Origin of the sequence: Streptomyces sp. A012304, assembly GCF_026008495.1 — a bacterium.
Taxonomy (GTDB): Bacteria; Actinomycetota; Actinomycetes; order Streptomycetales; family Streptomycetaceae; genus Streptomyces.
In genome coordinates, this window is the sequence record NZ_BQUN01000228.1 from 59,329 (window position 1) to 83,011 (window position 23,683).

Below are 23,683 nucleotides of genomic sequence, written 5' to 3' on the forward strand. Positions count from 1 at the left end.
GCGACCGGTGTGTGGGCGGCGACCGGTGAGCGCGCGACGACCGGTGTGTAGGCGGCGACCGCTCACCGCCCGTGCCGGGTGCCCCGCGCCGCAGGGGCCCGTGCGGGCCTGAGGCCCCGTAGGCCCGGGCCCGTCACCGCTCCGGGCACCACAGGTGCAGCAGCCGGAAGAACTCCTCCTCGTTGCCCGCGAGCCCCGCGTCCGCCAGGGCCCGCTCCGCCTCGGCCAGGACGCTCGGCGGGACGACCGGGGCACGCCGGTCGTGCGGAGGGCCGGCTGCCTCGTCCCCGAAGGCGGCTCGGACGGTGTGCAACAGCCGCAGATAGGCCTGGACGGCGGTGCGCTCACGGTCGGTCAGTACGGCGGTGGGCATCGGTCGGCTCTCCCCGTTTCGGCGTCGTCTCCCCCGCGCCCCGACGGCGCGTACGCCACCCGTGCGGCGGCGCACCCCCCAGCTTGCCGCGCACCACTGACAATCCGGCCGCGCTCCACCTCGGTTCGCCCGCTTAGCGGAGGCGGAACCTGGTCGCGACCGCCCGCCGGAAACCGTCCCCACGCTGGTGGTAAGGGCTTTCGAAGGAGCGTCGGCGGACCGGGTGACGGCAGGCGCCACCGCGTCGTGCACGGCTGCGGGCGCGCCCCCGGACGGCCGGCCCGGGCCCGGTGCCGGCCCGCTCAGGCGCCGCCGCGGTCCTGCGGCCCCAGGTATCCCAGGGACACCTCGATACGGCCCGCCAGGTGGTCGCGCTGCCCGCGCCCCCGCTGCGACGAACCCGCGAGCCACGCACGGCACTTGCTGGCCAGCAGCAGGCCGAAGCTCTCGGCGTCCCGCTCGTCGGCCTGGTCGAAACGGGTGCGGGCGGCCACCTTGTGGATCGTCTCCTGGAGGTCCGCCCCGTCGTGCAGCAGCCGGGCCGCGACGGCGGCGCCCTCGACGTGGTGGCCGCAGTGCCCCGCCTTCATGTGCCACAGCTCGTGGCCGAGGATCACCAACTGATGATCGGGCGCGGTGCGTTCCTCGATGACCACCAGGTCCTGGTCGGCCATGTCGAGCCACAGCCCGCTCGCGGTGCCGGGCGGGAACGCGGCCGTACGGAAGAGGACCGGGCGGCCCCGGCGCCTGCTCATGCCGTCGCACAGCGCGGCGTACAGGTCGGTCGGCGCGGCGGGGGCCGGGAGGGTCAGTTCCGCGACCAGCTCGCCGCACAGACGGCGCATGTCCTTGGCGATGCCCACAGTTCTCCCCCGGATCACGACTCGGGCCGCTTCACGCTCTCCAGGAGCATGTCCAGCCACTCGGCGACCTTGTCGCGGTGCTGGTCGGTGGGCAGCTGCGCGGCCCGCCAGGCGATGCCGCGCACGCCGTGGTCCTGGAGCAGCCGCTCCAGCGGGTCGTCGGCGGCCGCGGCCGCCTCCCGCGCGGCGAGCTTCTGCAGCAGCTCCTGCTCGGTGCGCTGGAGGGCGCCCGCGACGGCCTCGGGGTCCTCGGCGGTGAGGAAGCCGGCGTGCACGCGGAAGAAGCGCTGGAGGGCGTCGCAGTGTTCCATCGTGGGACGGCGGTCGCCGTTGATGAGGGCGCCCGCCTGCTGCCGGGACATGCCGGCGCCGTCGGCGATCTCCTGCTGGGTGTACTTGCGGCCGTTGGGCTTCAGACGGGTGCGGCGCAGCAGGTCCAGACGTTGCAGGAACCGGGCCTGCACGTCCGGTTCGCCGGCGGCCCGGCCGCTCAGCAGGGCCTTGACCACGGGTTCCGGGACGCCGGAGGCGACGGACAGCCGTCCGGTGTCGAAGACCTCCGTGTGCGGCACGCCGAGCCGGTCGGCGAGTGCGGTGACACGGGCGACGACGGCCGACAGCAGCATCGTCGCCGGGGCGCCCGGAACCTCGAAGCCATCCGTCACCGACAGGTCTCCTACGTCTCTCACGACCCTCTCACAGGCACAGGAATCGCCGTGAACTGCCCGGAGACTAGCGGGTCTTTCGAACTCACATCCAGGTCTCGCCACAACTGTGGCCAATTTCAGCTGTCAACGAGCGCGGAATGCCACGATAGTTGACACGCTGAGCATCGGGGCAGCAGGATCGGGGCCCCGCGACGGGCCGCAGAGGCAAGAGGGGTGACCTCCCGATGGCATATCAGGCAGGTGGGCAGCGGTCGGTGCCGCGGCCCGTCCCCGGCACCGCCGAGGCCCGGGCCTATCTCCAGGACTACGCGGCGTACCTGGAGGCCGTGACGTTCCCGTCCGTCGTGATGGACCACCGCTGGGACGTCGTTCTGGCCAACAGCGCGTTCGAGACACTCTTCCGGGGTGTCGGCCCCCACCCGACGGCGCTGCCGGGCGACAACTTCCTGAGGTTCGTCCTCTTCCACCCCGACGCCTCGTCGGTGCTCGGTGACCACGAGTCCAGCTGGTGCCTGCCGATGCTGGCCTGCTTCGCGGCCGCCGTCGAACGGCACGGCCACGACGCCGGGCTCCAGGCGATCCGCCGCGAGATCGCCCAGGACCCCCTGATGGAGGCCGCCTACCGGCAGGGCCTGCCGCACTGGATCCGCGCGGTCGGCGCGGAGGCCGTCGAGCACGACGGCGCGGTGCGGCCGCTGCTCCACCCCGACCCGCGCCGGGGCTCCGTCGAGTGCCGTGTCGTCGTCGAGACCCCGAGGAACCTGCGCGAGCTGGGGTACACGCGGCTGACGCTGGTGCTGCGCGAGACCCCGGCGTCCGCGCCCCGCCGGGCCCGCCGTCCGCGCCGCGCCGCGGGCCACCTCAGTGTCGTCCCCGCCCCCGAGGCCTGACCCCGGGCACCGCCGGCGTTCAGGTCGCCGACGGCGCCCGGGCCGGCCGCGACCGCTCGTTCACCTCAGCGGGTCAGGCGTGTCCGCCGGGACCGGTTGCCGGGGTGTGCCGCGCTTCGCCGCCTGGATCTGCTCGTACACCTGCGTGCGCAGCTCGGCGAAGCGCGGGGCGACCCGGGTGTGCAGCTGGTCGCGCTCCGGCGGCAGGTCGATCTTCAGCTGCTCCCGCACGACGGTCGGTGAGGCGGACAGGACGACGACCCGTTCGCCCAGGTAGACGGCCTCGTCGATGTCGTGGGTGACGAACAGCACGGTGATCCCGCGCTCCCGCCACAGGCCGCGGACCAGGTCCTCCAGGTCGGCGCGGGTCTGGGCGTCCACGGCGGCGAACGGCTCGTCCATCAGCAGGACGCGGGGCTCGTGGGCGAGCGCCCGCGCGATCGCCACCCGCTGCTGCATGCCGCCCGAGAGCTGCCACGGGTACGCGGAGACGGCGTCCGCGAGACCGACCGACTCCAACGCGTCGGTGACCAGCTCCCGCCGCCGCCGCTTGCTCAACTTCTTCTGCCTGAGGGGGAGCTCGACGTTCGCGCCGACCCGCATCCAGGGGAACAGGCTCCGGCCGTACTCCTGGAACACGAACGCCATGCCGGGCGGCGGGCCCGTCACCTTCCGGCCCTCCAGCAGGACCTCGCCTGAGGTCGGGGCCAGCAGGCCGCCCACGCACCGCAGCAGGGTCGTCTTGCCGCAGCCGGACGGGCCGACCAGACAGACCAGTTCGCCGGCCTCGACGGTGAAGGTGAGGTCGCGCACCGCCTCCACCCGACGCCCGGACCCCTCGTAGACCTTCTTCAAGCCGCGTACGTCGAGCATGACCCGCCCTTTCGAACCGTTCGCAGACGTCACCCGGGCCGCCGGGTGGAGGCGCGCAGACCGTGGTACCAGCCGAGCACCCGCCGCTCGACCAGTTGGAAGAGGACCGACAGGACGAAGCCCAGCAGACCGAGGACGAGGATCCCGGTCCACATGCCGGGGATGGCGAAGCCGCGTTGGAACTGCACGATGGTGAAGCCCAGCCCGTTGCTCGCGGCGAACATCTCGCTGATCACCATCAGGATGATCCCGATGGACAGCGCCTGACGCAGGCCCGCGAAGATCCGCGGGCTCGCCGCGGGCAGCACCAGGCCCCTGATCCGCGCCACGCCCGTGATGCCGTAGGAGCGGGCGGTGTCCGCCATCACCGGGTCCACCGACCGCACGCCCTCGACGGTGTTGAGCAGGACCGGCCACACGCATCCGGCCGCGATCACCACGACCTTCATGGTGTCGCCGATGCCCGCGAACAGCATGACGACCGGCACCAGCACGGGCGGCGGCACCGCCCGCAGGAACTCCAGCACCGGCTCGCACACGGCCCGCACCCGCCGGGAGGAGCCGATGAGCGTGCCGCACGCGATCCCGACGACGGCCGCCAGGGCGTACCCGCCCGTCAGGCGCAGCACGCTCGGCAGCACGTCCGCGCGCAGCCGGTCGACCGTCCACACGTCAGGGAAGGTCTCCAGGATCGTCCGCAGGGGCGGCCAGTACACGTCCGTACTGTCGTCGGACGCCACCCACCACACCGCGACCAGCACGGCCGGCAGGGCGAGCACGTGTCCCAGCCGCAGCAGGGCGCGCCTCACACCGCCACCTCCCCGCGCACCGACTGGTGCCAGGCCAGCGCCCGCCGCTCCACCGTCCGCGCCCCGACGTTGATCAGCAGGCCGAGCAGTCCGGCGACCACGATCAGCGCGTACATCTCGGGCACCGCCTGCGAGGCCTGCGCGACGGCGATACGCGCGCCCAACCCCGGTGCCCCGATGACGAGTTCGGCGGTGACGGCAAGGATCAGCGCGACCGCCGCCGCGAGCCGCACACCGGTCATCACGTACGGCAGCGCGGTCGGCCACAGCACGTGCCGGATCCGCGCCCAGGGGCCGAGGCCGTAGGAGCGGGCCGTCTCCTCCGCGACCGGGTCGACGTCCTGGACGCCGTACACGACCTGGACGAGGACCTGCCAGAAGGAGGCGTAGACGACGAGCAGCAGGACGGAGCGGAGTCCGGTGCCGTGGAGGAGGACCGCGAGGGGGATCAGGGCGACCGAGGGGATGGGGCGCAGGAACTCGATCGTGGAGGCCGTCGCCTCGCGCAGATGGGGGACGACGGAGATCGTCACGCCGGCCACGACGCCCGCGCCGACCGCGATCGCGAGGCCGATCGCCCAGCCGGTGAGGGTGTCGCCGAGGGCCGTCCAGAAGGCGCCGTCGGTGAGTTCGGCGCCGAGGGCGTCGGCGATGCGGCTCGTCGGCGGGAAGTAGGCCTCCTCGACCAGGCCGAGCCGCGGCACCGCCTCGCCGAGGGCGAGGAAGGCCGCGAGCCCGGCCGCGCCGAGTGCGGCGTTCTCGCCCCTCACGGCATCAGCTTGCTCATGTCGGGGCCGGTCTTGAACAGACCGTCCGCGTAGCCGAGTTTCATCAGGTCCACGATGGACGACTCGTTCGCCTCGGCGGGCCACTTGGGCAGCGTCACCCGCTTCAGCAGCGAGGCCGGGATCTTGGTGTACGTGGTGACGACCTCGCGGGCCTCGTCCGGGTGCGCGTCGGCGTAGGTGAGGGATTCCGCCGTGGCCTGCCGGAACCTCTTCACCACGTCCGGGTTCTGCTGGGCGTACCGCGTGGAGGTGAAGTACATGGCGACGGTGAGGTCCGGGGAGACGTCGACCATCGGTGAGGCGATCTCCACGCCTCCCTGGGACTTGACGGTGGCGAGGGCGGGCTCGACCACCATCGCCGCGTCGATCCGCCCGCTGTCGAGAGCGGCGGGCATCTGGTCGAAGGGCAGCTCGACGAACCGCACCTTGTCCGGGTCGCCGCCCGCCTTGCGCACGGAGGCGCGTACGGCCGTCTCGTTGATGTTCTTCAGGGTGTTGATGGCGACCTTCTTGCCCTCCAGGTCCTTGGCGGACTTGACGGGGCTGCCCCTCTTCACCGTGAGCGCCGCGAAGTCCCTGCCCTGGACGCCCGTCGACGCGATGCCGTTGGAGACGGTCTCCACGGGAACGCCGTTCGACAAGGCGACCATCAGGGAGGTGGTGTTGCTGAAGCCGAACTGGAACTGACCGCTGACCACGCCCGGCACGATCGCCGCGCCGCCCTGCGCGGTACTGATCGACAGTTTCAGGCCGTGCTTGGCGTAGAAGCCCTTCCGCACACCCAGGTAGACGGGTGCGACGTCGACGATGGGAATCAGCCCGAGCTTGACGGTGGTGGTGCCCCCGGACGACGTGCCCGAGCCCGACGAACCGGAGTCGTCGGACGAGTCACAGGCCGCCGTGGTGAGCAGGAAGGCGCCGGCCGCGAGACCGGCGAGCAGACGACGCATGGCTCCCCCTGTGCAGACAACGGTTTTCCGACAGGCTGTGCGCACCTCGCACAGTAGTGCCCAACTCGCGTTCAGGGAACGTGGAGTCACGCGCGTTCACGCCCGGTCACCACCGTGCCGGCACCGTCTCCCACCGGGGCCGCGCACCGAGCGCGGCCCCTCCTGCTCACGGCCGTGGCGGGCATCGAGGCGGACCTGTGGATCAGAGATCCAGGACCAGGCGCTTCCCCCGGCAGCGCGACACACAGATGAGCATCGTCTCCCCGGCCTCCCGCTCCTCGTCCGAGAGCACGGAGTCGCGGTGGTCGGGGCTGCCTTCGAGCACGTCGGTCTCGCAGGTCCCGCAGGTGCCCTCGGCGCAGGAGAAGAGCACCTCGACTCCGGCGGCGCGCACGGCGTCCAGCACGGAGACACCCGGCGCGACCGTCAGCGTGTGTCCGCTCTGAGCGAGCACGACCTCGAACTCGTCGTCCTCGCCGCTGTGTTGCTCCTTCGCCTGGAACCGCTCGACGCGCAGTGCCCCGGACGGGCAGCGCGCTTCGACCGCGTCGAGCAGCGGTCCTGGCCCGCAGCAGTAGACGAGGGTGCCCTCCGGCAGGTCGTCGAGGACCGGGGCGAGGTCCAGCAGACCGGTCTCGTCCTGCGGGGCGAGGGTCACCCGGTCGCCGTAGGCCGCCAGTTCGTCGGTGAACGCCATGGAGGCGCGGGTGCGGCCGCCGTAGAGCAGGGTCCACTCGGCGCCCGCCGCCTCGGCCGCGGCGAGCATCGGCAGGATCGGTGTGATGCCGATGCCGCCGGCGATGAAGCGGTAGCGGGGAGCGGGGCGCAGGGCGAAGTGGTTGCGGGGGCCGCGCACCCGCACCTTGTCGCCCTGACCCAGCCGCTCGTGGACGTACGCGGAACCGCCGCGGCCGTCGGGCTCGCGCAGCACGGCGATCCGCCAGACCGTGCGGTCGGCCGGGTCCCCGCACAGCGAGTACTGGCGTTCCAGCCCGGCGTCGAGCACGAGGTCCACATGGGCGCCGGGCTCCCAGGCGGGCAGCGGCTCGCCCAGCGGATGGCGCAGGACGAGCGCCCGTACACCGTCCGCCGCCGGCCGCACACCGTCGACGACGAGCTCTGCTTCGTACACGGTCGTCATGAGTCGTTCCCTCGCGGCTCGCGTCCCGGCCGGGCCGCCGGCCGGTGTCCTTCGGGGTGGCCGAGCATCCACTCCCACATCTCCACCGGGTCCTGGGCGCTGTGCTCGGCACCGCAGTGACAGGTGCCGTGCAGGATGTCCGTGCCCGGCAGCCAGTCGATGCGGTAGATCTCGCCCGTCGGCGAGGTCACTGGACCTTCTCCACCGGCTTGTCGCCCTCCTCGACCAGCCGGGCGAGGATGCGGCGGGCGGCCAGACCGCCGGTGTCGATGTTGATGCTCAGCTCCTGGTAGCCCTCGCGCTCCGAACCGAGCGTCTTCTGCAGGAGATTGAGCGCGTCGACGTCCTGCATGACGACCGTGTGGTTGTTGCCCCGCAGGAACTCGGTGACCTCCTCGTCGTCCGTCGCCCAGTCCCGCGAGACCATCCAGAAGTCGTACACCTTGCCGTCCGAGGACGGGGTGATGGCGTAGGTGATCTCGGTGTGGAAGCCGTGCGGGTCGCTGCCGTCGGCCTCCGGCAGGACGCCCACCGGCGCGATCCGGCTGTGCAGCAGGTACAGGCAGGGGGCGTGGTACTCGATGTCCTGCCAGCGGGTGATCCGGCCCTCGATGCCGGTCGAACGGGCGTAGAACGGCGGGCACTCGGCGTCGTCCATGTGCCGGCTCACCCGCACGATCCCCGCGCCCTCGTCCACCTCGGTGGTGATCGGCGTCTCCGCGACCTCGGGGGTGCCGATGTAACCGCCGTGCAGATACGTCTCGTGGGAGAGGTCGAGCAGGTTGTCGACGAGCAGCCCGTAGTCGGCGTCGATGGGCTCCATGCCGCGCACGGTGGTCCAGCCGGGGGAGTCCAGGTGGCGGGCGCGCGGAATGGTCTGCGGGTCGGCGAGCGCCGGGTCGCCGATCCACACCCACACCAGGGAATCCTGCTCGACGACCGGGTACGAGGCGACCCGGGCCGTGCGCGGGATGCGTTTCTGCCCCGGCACGTACACGCAGGTGCCCGTCGTGTCGTACGTGAAGCCGTGGTATCCGCACACGATCCGGTCGCCGTCCAGGCGGCTCTCGGAGAGCGGGTAGCGCCGGTGCACACAGCGGTCGTGCAGCACGACGGGCGTTCCCTCCTCCTCGGTGCGGTAGAGGACGAGCGGCTCGCCGAGGATCGTACGGCCGAGCAGCTCCTCGCGCCCGACCTCGTGGCTGTAGGCGGCGACGTACCACTGGTTCCTGGCGAAGGCGGTCATGTGAGGCATGGATTCCCGTCCCTGTCGGCGGGGCGCCCTCGCCCCGCGTGCCGTGGTTGGAATCAGGGTCGTGAGGCTTGTGTCGACTCGGCAAGGCGGCTTCTGCCAGGCGGAAGAACTTCTGTAAAGAGGCTGGTCAGAGCCTGGTTCGGTAAACCTCTAGTCGCCAGAGTGGAGTGCCGCGTGGTGCGGCCGTTCGGTTCGCGCTCAGGGAGCCGAAGGCAGCGACGGCGAGTGCAACGACTACTCGCAGTTTGGCGTTAATCGCCCAATAATGTCTGAGCCCCGCTGGTCCACGCCCGGGAAGGTGTCGACGAGGCCATCGGCGGCACGGCGCGGCGCAACGGCTGGTTCAGCAACCTCATCGTGAGTCCCCTCGCGACCGCGTAGCGGCTCTGCAGAGTCCGGTCGCACAAGGAGCCCACAGGCCACACACAAACTACTGTGGGGTACGTCGGGCTCGCGGCCGCGCTCCTGTGCGGTCAGGGCGCGAGCAAGCTGGAGGCGATGTGTCGGCTCAATCCGCGGAGCGTGCGGGCCATGCCGGGGCGGCGACGCCGACGCGGCTGTCGCTGCTGGCGTCGGCGGCCGCAGGACTCCCAGGCTGCACTTCGTTGCCTCGACGCGGGCCGCGTCACCCTGCACTGTGACACGACCGCCGGTGACGACGACCCGGGTCTCGCCGACCAACTCCGCTGCACCGGGTAGCCGGTGACCGCTGGTGCGGCGACTGCGCGGACGCTTGATGCCTGGCACCGGAAACTACGTCAGCGTCCTGCGTCTGCTGAGACCTCGCAGAAGAAGTTGAGTGACCGGGTTGTCCTACGTCGACCGGGCGTTGGTCAATCCCCACGCCGTAACTCTCTTCGAGGTCTTCAGGTCGATCGTCGATCACGGTCGTGGCGATTGTGGCGAGGATCCTGGGACGCCTGACGTCGGGCCGGGTGCTTCAGCAGGTCGATCGTCGTTTTCGAACAGGGTGCGCATGTCGCAAGATCGTGGTCGCCGATGTCCGCGACGCCGGTTCAGTAGTTCGTCAGGCTGCGGCCGGTCCGGCCGGCGGGGCGAGTTCCCTGCGGATGACGGGGGCGATCTCGGTGGCGAGAAGCTCGATCGAGTCATGGACCATCCCGGCGGGCATACCGCCGAAATCGACCTGGCCCATGAAACGGTCGATGCCGAGCACTTCGCGTTCGGCGAGGATCTTGTCGATGATCTCCTGGGGACTGCCGACCATCAGCGCGCCGAACGGCACCGCTGCGGCGTCGAATTGGGCGCGTCCGATGTGAAAGCCGCGTCCGGTGGGTGGCCTGGGGCGGACGTATTCCGTGTAGAAGGGGAAGACGTCGTCGCGTGCGCCCTGGGAGGTGCGGCCGACGTAGAAGTGGCCGGATCTGCCGAGTCGCAGCCGGTCGGCGGGGTGGCCGGCCGCTGTGCCGACCGCACGGTAGTGCTCGACGAGGGGGCGGACACTTCGGATGTCCCCGCCGATGAGGCCGAGCGCCATGGGCAGGCCGAGGCGTCCGGCGCGTTCCACGCTGGAGGGGGTGCCGCCCACGCCGAGCCACAGCGGCAGCTGCGGCTGCTGGGGCGGAGGCTGGACGGACAGGCCGTCCATGGCCGGGCGGAACCGCCCGCGCCAGGTGACGTGTTCGGGGTTCTCACGGATGGTGAGCAGCAGCCGCAGCTTCTCCGTGAACACGTCGTCGTAGTCCTCGAGGTCCACGCCGAACAGGCGGAACGCCTCGACGAACGCGCTGCGCCCGGCGATGATCTCGGTGCGGCCGTCGCTGATCAGGTCGAGGGAGGCGAAGTCCTGGTGCAGCCGGACCGGATCGGCGGTGGAGAGCACCGACACGGCACTGGCCAGCCGGATACGGCTGGTGGTCTGGGCGATCGCGGCCAGCGGGACGGCGGGGTTGGCGACAGCGAAGTCCCAGCTGTGGTGCTCGCCGAGACCGAAGACGTCCAGGCCGGCCTGGTCGGCGGCGATGGCGTAGGAGATGATCTCGCGAGTGCGGCGCCCCGGGTCGTGCAGTTTTCCTGTGGCGGGGTCGGTCTGCAGGTCGGACAGGGAGATGATGCCCAGTTCCACGGTCGTCTCCGGTAGGCGGACAGGGGTTGAGAGGGAGCGGCCCGACCGGCGTGGTCGCGGACCGGGCCGCTGTGAAGGGGCGGGGGCCGGGTGGTCAGAAGGAGTGGGGCCCGAACCGGCCCCACATGATGACCGCGGCGACGATGAGCAGGATCGCGTTGAACCCGATGGCCTGCGGCTCCTTGCGGCGGGCGTGGAGGCCCATGGCCAGGACCATGATCACAGCCAGGCCGGTGGCGGCCAGCGGGGTGAGCACCGTGGCGATGTCGAAAGCACCCGGCAGGATCAGCCCGAGGCCGCCGGCGAGTTCGGCGACGCCGATCAGACGCACCACGGGTGTCGAGACGTCACTGACCCACGGCAGCTGGGATATGAGCTTTTCGCGGGGCTGGGTGGCCTTGGTGATGCCGGCGGCCACGAACAGCGCGGCGAGGACGCCCTGCAGGATCCACAGGAACACGTTCATCGGAGCGGAGACCTTCTTCTTAGGTCGCGCCGCGGTGGGGATCGCCGCGGCGGATGAGGATGGAGCGGATCAAGGTTCAACAAAGATTCAACGGGGGAGAGCTGGGAGGCGTCAGACGGTGAAGACGCGCTCGGCTTCGTCGCGCTGGGTGTGCAGGTCCCAGTAGAGAGGGGCGATGTCCTCGGCCTCGGCGGTCGGGATTTCGGGAGGGCCGCCCGCGCCGATCCACACGCCGATGGCGACGTGCGCGGCCTGGATACCGGTGCCGGCCAGCTCCTTGTGCAGGTTGAGCACCCAGTTGCGCAGTGCCGCCTGGGCGGGGTTGACGTTGCCGAGCATCGGGATGGGGTCGACCGAGCCGGCGCCGTTGGTGAAGAGCAGGGTGCCCGCGCCGGCCTCACGCATCGCGGGCAGGACGGCCTGGGTGGCGGTGATGGCGCTGTGGAGCAGGAAGTCGATCCATCCCTGCACATCGGAGGGGCTGGTCTGGGACGGGGAGGTGAGGGTCATGGAGCTTATGGAGCCGTTGCCCGGAGAGGGGGAGTGCTCCAGGACGTCGATGCCGCCGAAGCGGGTGGCGGCGTCCTTGAGGGCTTGGGTCAGAGCGTCGTGGTCGCGCACGTCCGCCGGGAACGCGGCGGCGGTGATGCCCTCGGCGGTGAGCCGGGCGACGAGGCCGTCGAGCTTGGCGCGGTTGCGGGCGATGAGAGCGACGTCGTAGCCGCGGGAGCCGAAGGTGCGGGCGATGGCGAGGCCCATGCCGGGGCCGGCTCCGACGATGGCGATGCTGGGCATGGTGAAGTCCTTTCGTGGGGGAAGCGTCTGGGGTACGGAGTGGGTCAGGCGACGGTGATGGCGATCTTGCCGACGGTGCCGGCGCCGAACGCGGCGAATGCCTCGGGGGCACGCTCGAGGTCGAACTCTGAGTTCACCGGCACCTTGAGGGCGCCGGAGGCGACGTGCCCGGCGAGGGTGGACAGGGTGTCGGCGGTCGGGTTGGACTGGATCATGGCGGTCCGCAGCTTGCGGTCCTCCGAGGCCTCGGGGACTGGGGCGAGGGTGAGGGCGGAGGCGACGGCGCCGCCGTCGCGGGTGAGCGCGGTGAGCTCGGCCAGGTCGCCGGCGAGGTGCAGCACCGCGTCCACGCCGTCCGGGGCGATCGCCCGAACCTGCGCGGTCATGTCCTGGGTGTAGTCGATGACGGTCACCTCGGCGTCGGTCAGCGCTGAGACGAAGCCGCTCTCGGAACCCGGCTTGGCCGTGGCGATCACCCTCGCGCCCCGGGCCGCGGCCAGCTGCACGGCGATGGCACCCACGCCGCCGGTGGCACCGGAGATCAGCACCGTGCTGCCCTCCAGCGGGCCGAGCAGGGCGAGACCGTCGAAGGCGGCGGTGCCCGCCAGCCCGAGCGCGCCGGCGTCACGCACCAAGACCCCGTCGGGTCGGTGGGTGATGCCGATGGCAGCGGGAACCGCGACGTACTGCGCCATCGCACCGGCACCCAGGTACGCCTTGGCGTCCACGCCGAACACGGCGTCGCCGACCGCGAAACCCTCGACACCCTCACCGACCGCCTCGACGGTGCCGGCGAAGTCCTTGCCGAGGATCAGCGGGAAACGGTGCTCCATCATGCCCTGCAGGTATCCGGCCACCGTGCCCAGGTCGAACCCGTTCACCGAGGACGCGGCCACCTTCACCAGCACCTCACCGGCCTCCGGGCGGGGCACCTCCACCTCGGTCACCTCGGGGCTGCCGGGTATCTGCGCCAATATCACAGCGCGCATGATCATCAACTCCTTGACACGGGTATCGCTCGATTCAGAAAGGGCTATCCGATTCGCGATCCGGAATGACCTATCCGGTTCCGCGGTGCCCACGATAACACTGAAAATGGATTGGGCGTTCCGATTCGGTTAGACTGAGTGTCATGAACCTTGGCGCCCAATCCAGCGATGACCCCGCCGCACAGCCTCTGCGCAGCGATGCCGAGCGCAACCGCGCGCGGATCGTCGCCGCCGCGCGCACGGTGTTCAGGCGTGACGGCCTGAATGCCTCCATGGCTTCCGTGGCCCGCGAGGCGGGGGTGGGCATCGCCACCCTGTTCCGCCGTTTCCCGACGAAGGAGGACCTGGTCGCCGCGGTCTTCGCCGACCGTATGGACGCCTACGTCGACGCGGTCGGCGTCGCCCTCGACGACCCCGATCCCTGGCGCGGTCTCGCGGGGTTCGTCGAAACCGCCTGCGCGATGCAGGCCGCCGATTACGGCTTCGCCGACGTGCTGACCATGACCTTCCCCACAGCCAAGGCTCTGGAGGGGCGCCGAGACCAGGCGTACGAGGGCGTCGTCCAGCTCATCGGCCGCGCCAAGGCCGCCGGACGTCTGCGTGAGGACTTCAGCCCCGAGGACCTGGTGCTGGTGCACATGGCCATTGCCGGCGTCGTCAACGCCACCGGCGACGCCGCTCCCGACGCCTGGAAACGCGTCGTCGCCCTGATGCTCCAGTCCTTCGAGGCCCCCGCCCGCGGCCCCCTGCCCGACCCGCCCGAGCCCCGCGCCTTCTACAAAGCCATGCTCCGTGCCAGTCAGGCGTGCTCTGCCTCGCCGGAACCCGGGAAGAAGGACTGAAAGGTCACGTGCGCCCGGATGCGCATCAGCGGCTCGGCCCGGTGGCCGGCACCGTCGGTCCAAGGCGCCCAGGCCGACAGCCAACGCATCTATCAAGCTCACGGGATGACTGGCAGCGCAGGTACGACTGATCTTCCGGGAGGGTGATGACGTCGCCCGCCGGCCTCGCGCTGCTCGGTTACCGCTTGAGCTGAGCCAGCAGCTGTCTTGCTCTGATGTCAGGGCCTCTCGCTGGGATACCGCAGCATCGCCTGCTCGGGAGCACGGGCCGTGACGATACGGCTGGATCGGCTCCCCTCGCTACGAGGAAAGGGGAGCCAGGCATGGAGAACAACAGTCAGACCGAAACGGTCCCACTGGTGGCGATGCTCATTGCGCGTGCCGCCGTGAACTGAGGCTGATCTGGAAACGCATGTACGCGGCGGTTTCCACTTCCGTACAGGTCATTCGTACATGCGTGGGTGCCTCTTTGTCGGGCGTGGTGCGCGTGCGGGGCGCAGCCGTAGGGGGTGTTCTGGAGGTGCGCCCGTGGACTATGACAGCGGCTGCCGACGGCAGGCCCGTGGGACGGAGGGCATCCTCTTCAAGTTGGCGACGACCGCGGTCGACAAGCTTGACGAGGTTGGGCGCCGGGCTCCGTTCCCGGTGGTCGGGGAGAAGACGCTGCGCGAGCTGGTGGCTGAGGCGAAGACGAACGAGAAGGTCTTAAAGGCCAAGGTCCACACCACCCTGCGCTCCTCGTACAGCTCGTACTACCGGCAGATGCTGCCTCCGCTGCTGAACACGCTGGGCTTCAGGTGCAACAACACCGCCTACCGGCCGGTGATGGACGCGATGAAGCTACTGAAGAAATACGCCGATGTCGACGGCGAGGCCCGCTTCTGCGACGCCGGCGACGAAGTGCCCTTGGACGGCGTGGCGCGCAAGGACTGGCGCGAGGCGGTCGTTGACGACAAGGACAAGGTCGAGCGCATCCCCTATGAGCTGTGCGTTCTGGTCGCGCTGCGGGACGCCGTGCGGCGCCGCGAGATCCACGTCGAGGGCGCCGCGCGCTGGCGTAACCCGGAGGACGACCTGCCCGGCGACTTCGAGGCCATTCGTGCCGTGCACCACGCCGCGATCCGGCAGCCGCTGAACCCGAGGGCGTTCATCGCGGACCTGAGGAAGCGCATGGCCGCGGGCCTGGACCAGCTGTCCCGCGCGCTCGCGGACGGCTCGGCAGGCGGGGTGAAGGTCACCACCCGCAAGGGCGAGCCGTGGATCACGGTTCCGAAGCTGGAGCCGGTGGCCGAGCCCACCGGCCTGGCGGTCCTCAAAGAGGAGGTCGCACGCCGCTGGGGCGTCCTCGACCTCCTGGACGGGCTGAAGAACGCCGACTTTCTGACCGGCTTCACCGAGGAGTTCTCCTCAGTGGCCGCGGACGAGCGCATCGAGCGTGACGTCCTCCAGCGCCGTCTGCTGCTGGCCCTCTTCGCTCTGGGCACGAACATGGGTATCCGGGCGATCGTGGCGACCGGCGAGCACGGCGAGAGCGAGGCTGCGCTGTGGCACGTGCGCCGGCACTTCATCACCGTCGGCAATCTCCGGGCCGCCGTCACCAGGCTGGTGAACGCCACCTTCGCCGCCCGCGACACCGCATGGTGGTGGGGCGGCGGCACCGCGTGCGCGTCGGACTCGAAGAAGTTCGGGTCCTGGCCCTCGAACTTCATGACCGAGTACCACGCCCGCTATGGCGGCAACGGCGTGATGATCTACTGGCACGTCGAGCGGAAGAACGTCTGCGTCTACTCCCAGCTCAAGAGCTGCTCGTCGTGCGAGGTGGCGGCAATGATCGGGGGCTTGCTGCGGCACTGCAGCGACGCCGAGATCGAGTCGAACCACGTCGACACCCACGGCGCCTCGGTCGTCGGTTCGCCTTCACCGAACTGCTGAACTACCGCCTGCTGCCGAGGCTGAAGAACATCGGCAGCATCCGCCTGTACGCCCGGACGACACCCCGCCCGGCTGGCCGGCGCTCGGCGCCTCGCCGACGAGGCCGATCCGCTGGGAGCTGATCGAGCAGCAGTACGACCAGATGGTGAAGTACGCGACTGCGCTCCGGCTCGGAACGGCGGAGGCGGAGCAGGTGCTGCGGCGCTTCACCCGCGGCGGCCCCAAGCACCCCACCTACCAGGCACTCGAAGAACTCGGCCGGGCCGTGCGCACGATCTTTGCCTGCGACTATCTGGCCAGTCCCGGCCTGCGCCGCGAGATCCACGGCGGGCTCCAGGTTGTGGAGAACTGGAACAGCGCGAACACCGTGCTCCACTACGGCAAGGACGGCGCCCTGACCGGCCCGACAAAGAGCACGCCGAGACGTCGAACCGCGCCCCGCCCTCGCACACCGACGCATCAGGCCGCCCGATCAACCTCGAAGTCACGCTGAGGGACTTCCAGGGCCCGGCCGACTTGGGAACCATCGGCAAGCCACCCCCGGCTGATCGGAATGTCCGGGAGTGGCCAGGCGGCAGCCGCGTTCTGTTGCATGGCCGACGGTGTGCCTACTTGTCGGTTATGAACGGTGCGCGGCCGATCTGGGAGGAGTCGGTGAGCTGCTGGAGGAAGTACGCGGCGGCGTTGGCCCGAGAGAGGCGCAGTCCTCCCTTGTCGCCGACCTTGCGGACGTTGATGGAGGCGGTCTTCGGGCCGTTGGAGAGCCAGGGGATACGGACGATGGTCCACTTCAGTCCGGACTCGCGCACGATGTGGCCGATGGTCACGATGGTGTTGTACGCGTCCGGCGCGAACTTCTTCACGGCGGTGGCTGTGAGGCCGACCTTGAACTCCTTGCTGTCGGCCGGGTCGGGGATGCTGGGCGTGCCCAGCGCCACCAGCCGCTCGACGCCGTGTTCGTGCATGGCCGCGACGATGTGGCGGTAGCCGGTGACCAGCGGCGGGGCGTCGGCCTTTTTGGTGGTCGGGCCGAGTGTGCTGAGGACGGCGTCGCTGCCGCGTACCGCCTCGGTGATGGCTGCGGCGTCGTCGAGCTGTCCCTGGACGGCGGTGAGCCGCTCGTGCGTGGGCAGTTTCGAGGGGGTGCGGGCGTAGGCGGTGACCTCGTGGTCCTCGGCCAGGGCCTGGTTGATCAGGAGCAGGCCGGTGGGGCCGGTTCCGCCAAAGACGGTGACGCGCATGGGGTTCATTCCTTCGCAGCGTGGAGAGGTTGGTTCGGAGGCTCGGTGGTGTTGACCGCGTGACGTGCCAGTGCGGCGGTGCCGCCCGGGACCGCGGACGGCGTCGCGGACTCGGATGCCGTATCCGCCGTGGCGGTGGCGCGCCGGTGGCGCGGGATGAAGGAGGCCAGGGCGAAGGCGAGGAGGCCGGCGCCGACGCCGACGGCCATGACCGTCTTGAAGCCGTTCTCCGACGGCAGGGCGACGGAGCCGAAGTTCGTGGTCATCTGGGAGAGGATCACGGCGGCGACGGCACTGGCGAACGACGTACCGATGGCACGCATGAGGGTGTTGAGACTGTTCGCGGCACCCGTCTCGGATGCGGGCACGGCGCCCATGACCAGAGCCGGCATGGCGCCGAAGGTGAAGCCGACGCCGGCGCCGATGATGCAGGACACCAGCACGAAGTGCCAGACCGCGTTCATGAGCACAATGTTCAGCCCGTAGCCTGCGGCCACGATCAGAGCGCCGATCATCAGGGTCGTCTTCGGGCCCCTGGCCCTGGTGACGCGGCCGGACACCGGAGCCGTGGCCATCATCACCAGGCCCATCGGCGCCATGACCAGGCCCGCGGTGAGCAGCGACTTGCCCAGGCCGTAACCGGTCGCCGCGGGCAGCTGCAGGAACTGCGGCACTATCAGTATTGTCATGTACAGGCTAAACCCGACGGTGAGGGAGGCGACGTTGGTGAACAGCACCTGGCGGCGTGCGCTGGTGCGCAGGTCCACCAGCGGCTCCTTGACGCGCAGCTCGAACAGACCCCACAACAGCAGCACCACGACGGCCGCGGCGAACAGGCCGAGGGTGGTGCCGCTGGTCCAGCCCCAGCCGGCACCCTTGGAAACGGCGAGGAGCAGGCAGACCAGGCCGGCCGCCATGCCGATGGCTCCGACGAGGTCGAAGCGTCCGCCGGAACGCACCTTCGACTCCGGTACGAACACCAGCACCAGGACGGCGGCGAGGGCGCCTGCGGCGCCCGAGGCCCAGAACAGCGTGTGCCAGTCGAAGTTGTCCGCGATGGCCGCGGCGGCGGGCAGGCCGAGGGCAGCGCCCACGCCTTGAGATGCGCTCATCAACGCGGTGGCGGAGCCGAGTCGCTCCGGGGGCAGTTCGTCGCGCATGATGCTGATGCCGAGCGGGACGACGCCGGCGGCCAGCCCCTGCAGCGCTCGGCCGACGACCATCGGGGCCAGTGTGTCGCTGAGGGCGGCGGTGACCGAGCCCGCCACCAGCAGGACCAGGCTGACCAGGAGCATGCGGCGCTTGCCGATCATGTCTCCGAGTCGGCCCGTCACAGGGGTGGCCACGGCGGCCGCGAGCAGCGTGGCGGTGATGGCCCAGGAACTGTTCGACGGCGAGGCTCCCAGGAACTTCGGAAGGTCCGGGACGATCGGGATCACCAGGGACTGCATCAGCGAGAACACGATCCCACCGAAGGCCAGGGCCGCCACGACGGCATTGGCCCTCGGTGCTGTGGCCCTCCCATCGTCACCGGTCCGGGGAAAGGCGTGGGACATGGTCGAGCCTCCGTGAGTACAAGAGGTGCTAGGCGACAGGGGGGTGGTGCGATAGGGAAGCCTTGCGGCTTTCACGAACGCTCCGGACGTGGTCCCGAGCACGCCGTGGCCTGGTTCGTTGCCGCGCATCCCATCGACACCATGGAGGAGAAGAGGTGCCAGGAGTCGCTCCACCCCCTCGCGCTCGGCGGGGAGGTGACCGCCGCCTTCGCCGCCGGTGAACCGGATCTGACCGAAGCCGGCGGGCACCCTGGCGCCGCCCGGCGGGACCGTGCCTTCTCGAGCCCCGCGAGCCGGACATCGTGGGCCGCCGAGCATGCCGCTACGTCGAGAATGTCGAGCTCGCGGCCGATTCGGCTGGTCTATCGACCCGTGCCGTGTCCTACAGGTCGGTCGGCCAAAGGCCATCGGGGGGAAGCTGACTCCCGCCGTCGACTTCGAGGATCTTGCCGGTTACGGGGGTGCTCGCACCGTCCAGCGCCGACGTCGCGATCGAGCCCGGCTCGATCGCGTTGACCCGGATCCGGGGTGCCAGGTCCAGCGCGGCAAGGCGCGTGTAGTGGGAGAGCGCGGCCTTCGCGGTGCCGTAAGCGGCCCAGCCGCGTCCCGCGACACTGGTCGGCCATGTGATTGAAGCGTGCGGTCAGGCCACGGATGGCCAACTCGTCGGCGACCCTGTCGGGCATGTGGATCCTCCTTGATCGCTCCGTGCAGCACGGAGTTGTGAGCTTGATGGCGTCCGGTCCGGGCGTGGAGGGGAGGTGTCGACGCACGGACGTTGCGAAATCGGGCCGGTGTGATGGATGTCCGCGCCACGGTAGGGACATCGCCGCCAATGCCTGGGCTGCGGCGGAGCGCGGTCTGGCGCCCCGCGCTCCGCCGAACCGCCTGGGTCCGGTTCACTCAGACTGCTGCGGTCACCGGGCGCAGTACGTAGTCGTGGGTCACGGTGTGGTAGGGCGCATCCAGGCCGCGCGCCTTGAAGTCGGCCGGGTCGTCATGGAGCTGTGTGGCGTGCACGCTGGACTCGGGCGTCGTGCGGGGTTCGAGGGTCTTGTAGACGATCGGGTCGCTTTCGAAGTAGGACTGCGTGGTCAGCGTGTGGAAGCCGGCGGCGGTGACGATCGTGTGGATGTGCAGCGGGCGGATTTCGACCCGGTCCAGTTTCTTGATGAGCTTGCCCAAAGGGCCGTTCTCGGCGATGCCCATGACCTCGATGCCGGGCATGACTGTCCGGTACTCGAAGCGACCCTCGTCGTCCGTGAGCAGCTTTCCGCGCATGTTGAACGGGGGCAGGCTCTCGTCAAGGTCTATGACCAGAGGCCGGATCATCTCCGCGGTCAAGTTCGAGTAGTCGCCCTTGGCGTTGGTCATCCAGATGTCGAGCTCCGCGCCCGCGATCGGCTCGCCGCTCGTGGAGCGCACCTGTCCCGAGACGAAGAGCACCTCGCCGGGTTCGTCGGGGCGCATGGGCAGCGCGTACGGGCGTTCCAGGACCGGCGCCCCGGGTACATAGGCCGGCCCCCTGGCGACCCAGGGGCTCGCACCGTCCTTCTCCGGATTCGCATACGCGGCGCCCAGGTTGGCCTCCAGTACCGGATGCATGAAGAACTGCCAGATCGTCATGGGCATTTCGCCGGCTTCGGCGAGTTCCAGGGCCCATGCGACGGCTCGCTGCAACTCCTGCTCGGTCACTCCGTGCTTGATGATCAGATCCGCGATCGTCGACTGGAGGTCGTCGAAGACGACCTGGAGCCTGGTGCTTTCCGACGTGCTCATCAAAGTCCCCTGCCGGTCGTGGGAGTCGGGCCGCGACGGCCCGGATCTCACAAGTGGATATGGCACTCCAGTTGAGGTTACATCAACTGGAATGGCTTATCCAATAAAGCTGGTCCCGTAGCTGCTGGTCGCAGAATGTGACCAACTCGGCGTCGGAGCCGTCTTGGACAACCCCGTTCACGGCACTGAATCCGCGTCCCCCTACCTTGTTGCGTACGTCCGCGCCCGGGAGGGAAACGTCGCCGGGCCGAAGCAAGGACCGCATGCGGGCGAGGAGGCCGGGTCGTTCGGCAGGCAGCAGGTTGCCGATGGAAACGCCCAGATTTGACCCTCTTGCGCGACGTCGACAAACTCCTCACCGAGCCCACCGATGGCGGCGCGTCCCGGCCGGGAAAACCTCCTCCATCCCGCTGATCGACCTCGTCAGACCCATGAGTCCGCAGCCGAGCACGGCGATGGAGGAGATCGTGTGGGAACGATGGGGATTGCCCCCATCGTGTGCGGCAGCCGGAACTCCTCGAAGACGACCTGCGCGACACGGCCCGCGCTGGTCGCTGCGATCGCCAACGGCACGCCGAATGAGGCACTCGTGGATCGCTTCACGGGGTGACGTGCCGGTGTCGCGACACCGGCACGTCCCTCGGGCGGCGCTCGGCGGGCCACGCCGTCCAGGTCGCGCCGCTCCTGTGCTGGTACACCCATCGGGTGTCGTGCTGCGAGGGGACGCCGACGGGTCGGTTCCACAGGTCTTCGAGCGCTTGCAGGCGGTGTTGGCGAGCGTCACGGCACAGGGCAGTCACCTGTGCGCGGCGTCACGCGGTGTGCCGTCGCGGAGAACCGTCTTTCACCCAGTGCAGTCGCGATCACCGTCGAGTCGGAGCATGGCGCGGTACAACTCGTCCTTGCTCAACGGCGGTTGGGGAAGCGGATGCGCCCGCTCGGCGCGGAATCCGTCGAGCAGCAGGTGCAAGAAGCGGCGCCAAGTCCCCGGTGCGACGTCCTGAGTGGCTTCGGCGACGCTTCCGTTGGCCCAGATGACGAAGGTGAGGTCTTCGGGTGTGACGTCGGAGCGAAGCGTTCCCTGCTCCTGTGCGCGCTCCACGATGCGGACGGCGAGTTCATGGATGCGTGACTGCGCCCCCGCCAGACAGGCGGTCTCCGGCAGCCGAATGGCAGCCAGGTCCTGGAATCCCCTGTCGCCGGCCTGGAGTTCACACATCGTCTCGAGGAAGAGGCGCAGCCCCTCCCACGCGTCGTCCATGGCCTCGGCCTTCTCTGCGGCCTCCCGCCAGGCCTCGATCTTGTCGGCGAACACCGCCTGCACGAGGTGGAGGCGTGTGGGGAAATGGCGGTACAGCGTGCCGATGGCCAGGCCCGCTCGCTTGGCCACCTGCTCCAACGAGGCTTCCATGCCCTGCTCGGCCAGACATGCGCGAGCCGCCGAGAGCAGGGCGTCCCGGTTGCGCTGCGCGTCACGCCGCAGAGGACGGCCCGTCGCGGCTTCGCCGCGTGCTCGATGAGTGGACATACCTGAGAGGGTACCCAACATGAGGCAGTCCTCATGTTTGCTGCTACGATGGGCAACATGAGGGACCCCTCGACTTGTATGGTCGGGAGTGCATGTCGCCAGTCGCATACGGAGTCCGGACCAGCGTCCTCCCGCGCAGGTCCTGCCGGCGACGACGTCTCGCGACCGGCCCAGACGTGGCCGGGAAAGAGTCGAAGGACCGCCGGCGTTTCTGTGGGCCCAGCGGATGGCGGCCTCCTCGAATCTGCCCCTGCGTGATCGAGCCTGGCCCACTCGCACCCTTCGAAGCTATGCCCCGGCGACCTACTACCCAGCTCTGTTGACTTACCAGGAGACATGACCCATGAGGAAGACTCTCGGAATCATCGGCGCCGGCGCGATCGGCGGCATTGTGGCCCGCCACGCCGTCGACGCCGGCCTGAATGTGGTCCTGAGCAACTCACGGGACCCGGAGACCCTCAGCGACCTCGTCACCGACCTCGGCTCCCGTGCCCGCGCGGCCACCCCGGCCGAGGCCGCCCGGTCCGGCGACCTGGTCGTGGCCACCATTCCGCTGGTCGCCTATGACAAGCTGCCTGTCGCCGCGCTGGCGGGCAAGACCGTGATCGACACGATGAACTACTACCCCGAGCGCGACGGCCAGATCAGCGAGCTGGACTCCGGCGAGTCGACCTCCAGCGCCCTGGTGCAGCGCCACCTGGCCGACTCCCATGTGGTCAAGGCGTTCAACAACATTTCCTTCCGCTGCCTGCTCACCCTTGCCCGTCCCTCTGGGGCGCCCGATCGCAGTGCGCTGCCCATCGCCGGTGACGAGCCGAGCGCCAAGGCCGAGGTAACCGAACTGCTGGACACCCTCGGCTTCGACACGGTGGACATTGGCACTCTGACCGAGAGCTGGCGCAGCGAACCCAACACCCCGGTCTACGTGTACCCGTACTTCCCGGGTCTGCCGCCGTTCGGAACCGGTCAGGAAGAGGTCATGCGCTGGGTCCGCGAGACTTCCGGAGCCCCGGTGCCCGCACACAAGGTGAAGGAACTGACCGTCAGCGCAGTCCGGGGCCCGGTAGGCGGCCGTTTCTCCTACTAGAGGCGGCCCGCTCAGGCCGGACGCGAATGGTCCGTGGCTGGTCCGGAAGCACCGGTAAGGAACGGGACAGCCGGCCGCCGTCCGGGAGTCGGACGAGCCAACCACGTTCATGCGCGCCGGCCTCGACCGGGCGACCTGACGTGGCGCCCGGTGGCTTCACGCGCCGTGGCCAGGACGGTCTCCTCGCGCTGGCCGCAGGGGTGCAGGTCATCCCCCCACAGCCGCAGCACTCTCCTGCCTGCGGCGGAAGAAAAGAGGCAGACGGACATGGCAAGAGGCATACAAGTGGGCGACAAGGCGCCCGACTTCACCCTGCCGTCACAATCCGGTGCACCGGTCCGGCTGTACGACCGGCTCGACGACGGGGTAGTCGTCCTGTACTTCTATCCCAAGGACGAAACCCGCGGCTGCACGGCCGAGGCGTGTGCTTTCCGGGACAGCCACGAGGTCTTCACCGACGCCGGAGCCGAGGTCATCGGCGTGAGTTCGGACTCGGTGCACGAGCATGCGGCCTTCGCCGCCCGGCACAACCTGCCCTTCACGCTGCTGAGCGACGAGGAGGGGCAGGTACGCAAGGACTACGGGGTGCCCAGCGTGTTGGGCATCATCCCGGGCCGGGTCACGTACGTCATCGACCGTCAGGGGACGGTCCGGCATGTCTTCAACTCGCTGACCAACACGGACAAACACGTCAACGATGCGCTCGACGTGGTCCGCAACATCCAGACCGAGGACCCGGTCTGACGCCGCCGCGATCCACCTCAGGCCGGGT

At 69.8% G+C, this 23,683-nt stretch carries 25 protein-coding genes; 6 read left to right on the forward strand and 19 right to left on the reverse strand.

What is annotated here, in order from left to right; all coding sequences use genetic code 11:
• Positions 1–133: 133 nt before the first annotated feature.
• From ALMP_RS43175 to ALMP_RS43185, 3 genes are all read right to left on the reverse strand, one after another.
• Positions 134–373, reverse strand: coding sequence for a hypothetical protein (locus ALMP_RS43175; RefSeq protein ID WP_264937537.1), 240 nt, complete (start codon positions 371–373; stop codon positions 134–136).
• Positions 374–675: 302 nt separating this feature from the next.
• Positions 676–1,218 carry a toxin-antitoxin system, toxin component gene (locus ALMP_RS43180; RefSeq protein WP_264937716.1) on the reverse strand — a complete coding sequence of 181 codons (543 nt, stop codon included), beginning with the start codon at positions 1,216–1,218 and terminating at the stop codon, positions 676–678.
• A gap of 32 nt (positions 1,219–1,250) precedes the next feature.
• A complete protein-coding gene (locus tag ALMP_RS43185; RefSeq protein WP_264937538.1) occupies positions 1,251–1,901 on the reverse strand; it encodes a helix-turn-helix transcriptional regulator in 651 nt (216 codons plus the stop codon).
• Between the two features lie 227 nt (positions 1,902–2,128).
• Here ALMP_RS43185 and ALMP_RS43190 point away from each other — a divergent pair, with 227 nt between their 5' ends.
• Positions 2,129–2,794 carry a hypothetical protein gene (locus tag ALMP_RS43190; RefSeq protein WP_264937539.1) on the forward strand — a complete coding sequence of 222 codons (666 nt, stop codon included), beginning with the start codon at positions 2,129–2,131 and terminating at the stop codon, positions 2,792–2,794.
• A gap of 60 nt (positions 2,795–2,854) precedes the next feature.
• Here the strand turns inward: ALMP_RS43190 and ALMP_RS43195 are convergent, their stop codons facing one another.
• The 11 genes from ALMP_RS43195 to ALMP_RS43245 form a co-directional block, all read right to left on the reverse strand.
• Positions 2,855–3,667: an ABC transporter ATP-binding protein gene (locus ALMP_RS43195; RefSeq protein WP_264937540.1), complete on the reverse strand. Its 813-nt coding sequence runs from the start codon at positions 3,665–3,667 to the stop codon at positions 2,855–2,857.
• A 29-nt stretch (positions 3,668–3,696) separates the two neighbouring features.
• Positions 3,697–4,476 (reverse strand): ABC transporter permease, encoded by a 780-nt coding sequence (locus tag ALMP_RS43200; RefSeq protein WP_264937541.1) that lies wholly within the window; start codon positions 4,474–4,476, stop codon positions 3,697–3,699.
• The gene (locus ALMP_RS43205) at positions 4,473–5,246 is read right to left on the reverse strand and encodes an ABC transporter permease (protein WP_264937542.1); all 774 of its coding nucleotides are present in this window, start codon (positions 5,244–5,246) and stop codon (positions 4,473–4,475) included. The genes ALMP_RS43200 and ALMP_RS43205 overlap by 4 nt, the downstream gene beginning before the upstream one ends.
• The gene (locus ALMP_RS43210; RefSeq protein WP_264937543.1) at positions 5,243–6,214 is read right to left on the reverse strand and encodes an ABC transporter substrate-binding protein; all 972 of its coding nucleotides are present in this window, start codon (positions 6,212–6,214) and stop codon (positions 5,243–5,245) included. The genes ALMP_RS43205 and ALMP_RS43210 overlap by 4 nt, the downstream gene beginning before the upstream one ends.
• A gap of 202 nt (positions 6,215–6,416) precedes the next feature.
• Positions 6,417–7,355 carry a PDR/VanB family oxidoreductase gene (locus tag ALMP_RS43215; protein WP_264937544.1) on the reverse strand — a complete coding sequence of 313 codons (939 nt, stop codon included), beginning with the start codon at positions 7,353–7,355 and terminating at the stop codon, positions 6,417–6,419.
• Entirely contained in the window at positions 7,352–7,546 is a 195-nt protein-coding gene (locus ALMP_RS43220) for a hypothetical protein (RefSeq protein WP_264937545.1), read from the reverse strand. Before ALMP_RS43220 ends, ALMP_RS43215 begins: the two co-directional genes overlap by 4 nt.
• Positions 7,543–8,610, reverse strand: coding sequence for an aromatic ring-hydroxylating dioxygenase subunit alpha (locus tag ALMP_RS43225; protein WP_264937546.1), 1,068 nt, complete (start codon positions 8,608–8,610; stop codon positions 7,543–7,545). The genes ALMP_RS43220 and ALMP_RS43225 overlap by 4 nt, the downstream gene beginning before the upstream one ends.
• Before the next feature lie 1,027 nt (positions 8,611–9,637).
• On the reverse strand, positions 9,638–10,696 hold the full coding sequence (locus tag ALMP_RS43230) for an LLM class flavin-dependent oxidoreductase (RefSeq protein WP_264937547.1): 1,059 nt from the start codon (positions 10,694–10,696) through the stop codon (positions 9,638–9,640).
• Positions 10,697–10,790: 94 nt separating this feature from the next.
• The gene (locus tag ALMP_RS43235; protein ID WP_264937548.1) at positions 10,791–11,162 is read right to left on the reverse strand and encodes a DoxX family protein; all 372 of its coding nucleotides are present in this window, start codon (positions 11,160–11,162) and stop codon (positions 10,791–10,793) included.
• 111 nt (positions 11,163–11,273) lie between these two features.
• On the reverse strand, positions 11,274–11,957 hold the full coding sequence (locus ALMP_RS43240) for an SDR family oxidoreductase (protein ID WP_264937549.1): 684 nt from the start codon (positions 11,955–11,957) through the stop codon (positions 11,274–11,276).
• Positions 11,958–12,001: 44 nt separating this feature from the next.
• A complete protein-coding gene (locus tag ALMP_RS43245) occupies positions 12,002–12,946 on the reverse strand; it encodes an NADP-dependent oxidoreductase (protein WP_264937551.1) in 945 nt (314 codons plus the stop codon).
• 143 nt (positions 12,947–13,089) lie between these two features.
• Here ALMP_RS43245 and ALMP_RS43250 point away from each other — a divergent pair, with 143 nt between their 5' ends.
• The 3 genes from ALMP_RS43250 (at position 13,090) to ALMP_RS43260 (ending at position 16,213) form a co-directional block, all read left to right on the forward strand.
• Positions 13,090–13,788: a TetR/AcrR family transcriptional regulator gene (locus ALMP_RS43250; RefSeq protein WP_264937552.1), complete on the forward strand. Its 699-nt coding sequence runs from the start codon at positions 13,090–13,092 to the stop codon at positions 13,786–13,788.
• Between the two features lie 528 nt (positions 13,789–14,316).
• The gene (locus ALMP_RS43255; RefSeq protein WP_264937553.1) at positions 14,317–15,720 is read left to right on the forward strand and encodes a Tn3 family transposase; all 1,404 of its coding nucleotides are present in this window, start codon (positions 14,317–14,319) and stop codon (positions 15,718–15,720) included.
• A 142-nt stretch (positions 15,721–15,862) separates the two neighbouring features.
• Positions 15,863–16,213, forward strand: coding sequence for a Tn3 family transposase (locus ALMP_RS43260; RefSeq protein WP_375803629.1), 351 nt, complete (start codon positions 15,863–15,865; stop codon positions 16,211–16,213).
• A 115-nt stretch (positions 16,214–16,328) separates the two neighbouring features.
• Here ALMP_RS43260 and ALMP_RS43265 read toward each other — a convergent pair whose 3' ends face one another.
• The 5 genes from ALMP_RS43265 to ALMP_RS43285 all read right to left on the reverse strand — a co-directional run bounded on the left by ALMP_RS43265 (position 16,329) and on the right by ALMP_RS43285 (position 21,845).
• Complete coding sequence (locus ALMP_RS43265) at positions 16,329–16,961, reverse strand: NAD(P)-dependent oxidoreductase (RefSeq protein WP_264937554.1); 633 nt, start codon at positions 16,959–16,961, stop codon at positions 16,329–16,331.
• 5 nt (positions 16,962–16,966) lie between these two features.
• Positions 16,967–18,517, reverse strand: coding sequence for an MFS transporter (locus tag ALMP_RS43270; protein WP_264937555.1), 1,551 nt, complete (start codon positions 18,515–18,517; stop codon positions 16,967–16,969).
• A 382-nt stretch (positions 18,518–18,899) separates the two neighbouring features.
• A complete protein-coding gene (locus ALMP_RS43275) occupies positions 18,900–19,148 on the reverse strand; it encodes an SDR family oxidoreductase (protein ID WP_264937718.1) in 249 nt (82 codons plus the stop codon).
• 272 nt (positions 19,149–19,420) lie between these two features.
• Positions 19,421–20,296 carry a catechol 1,2-dioxygenase gene (locus ALMP_RS43280; protein ID WP_264937556.1) on the reverse strand — a complete coding sequence of 292 codons (876 nt, stop codon included), beginning with the start codon at positions 20,294–20,296 and terminating at the stop codon, positions 19,421–19,423.
• Between the two features lie 844 nt (positions 20,297–21,140).
• Positions 21,141–21,845, reverse strand: a complete 705-nt coding sequence (locus ALMP_RS43285) for a TetR/AcrR family transcriptional regulator (RefSeq protein WP_264937557.1) — start codon at positions 21,843–21,845, stop codon at positions 21,141–21,143.
• 322 nt (positions 21,846–22,167) lie between these two features.
• Here ALMP_RS43285 and ALMP_RS43290 point away from each other — a divergent pair, with 322 nt between their 5' ends.
• Together ALMP_RS43290 and ALMP_RS43295 are read left to right on the forward strand one after the other, a co-directional pair.
• Positions 22,168–22,911, forward strand: coding sequence for an NADPH-dependent F420 reductase (locus ALMP_RS43290; protein ID WP_264937559.1), 744 nt, complete (start codon positions 22,168–22,170; stop codon positions 22,909–22,911).
• A gap of 267 nt (positions 22,912–23,178) precedes the next feature.
• On the forward strand, positions 23,179–23,655 hold the full coding sequence (locus ALMP_RS43295; protein ID WP_264937560.1) for a peroxiredoxin: 477 nt from the start codon (positions 23,179–23,181) through the stop codon (positions 23,653–23,655).
• Positions 23,656–23,683: the final 28 nt, after the last annotated feature.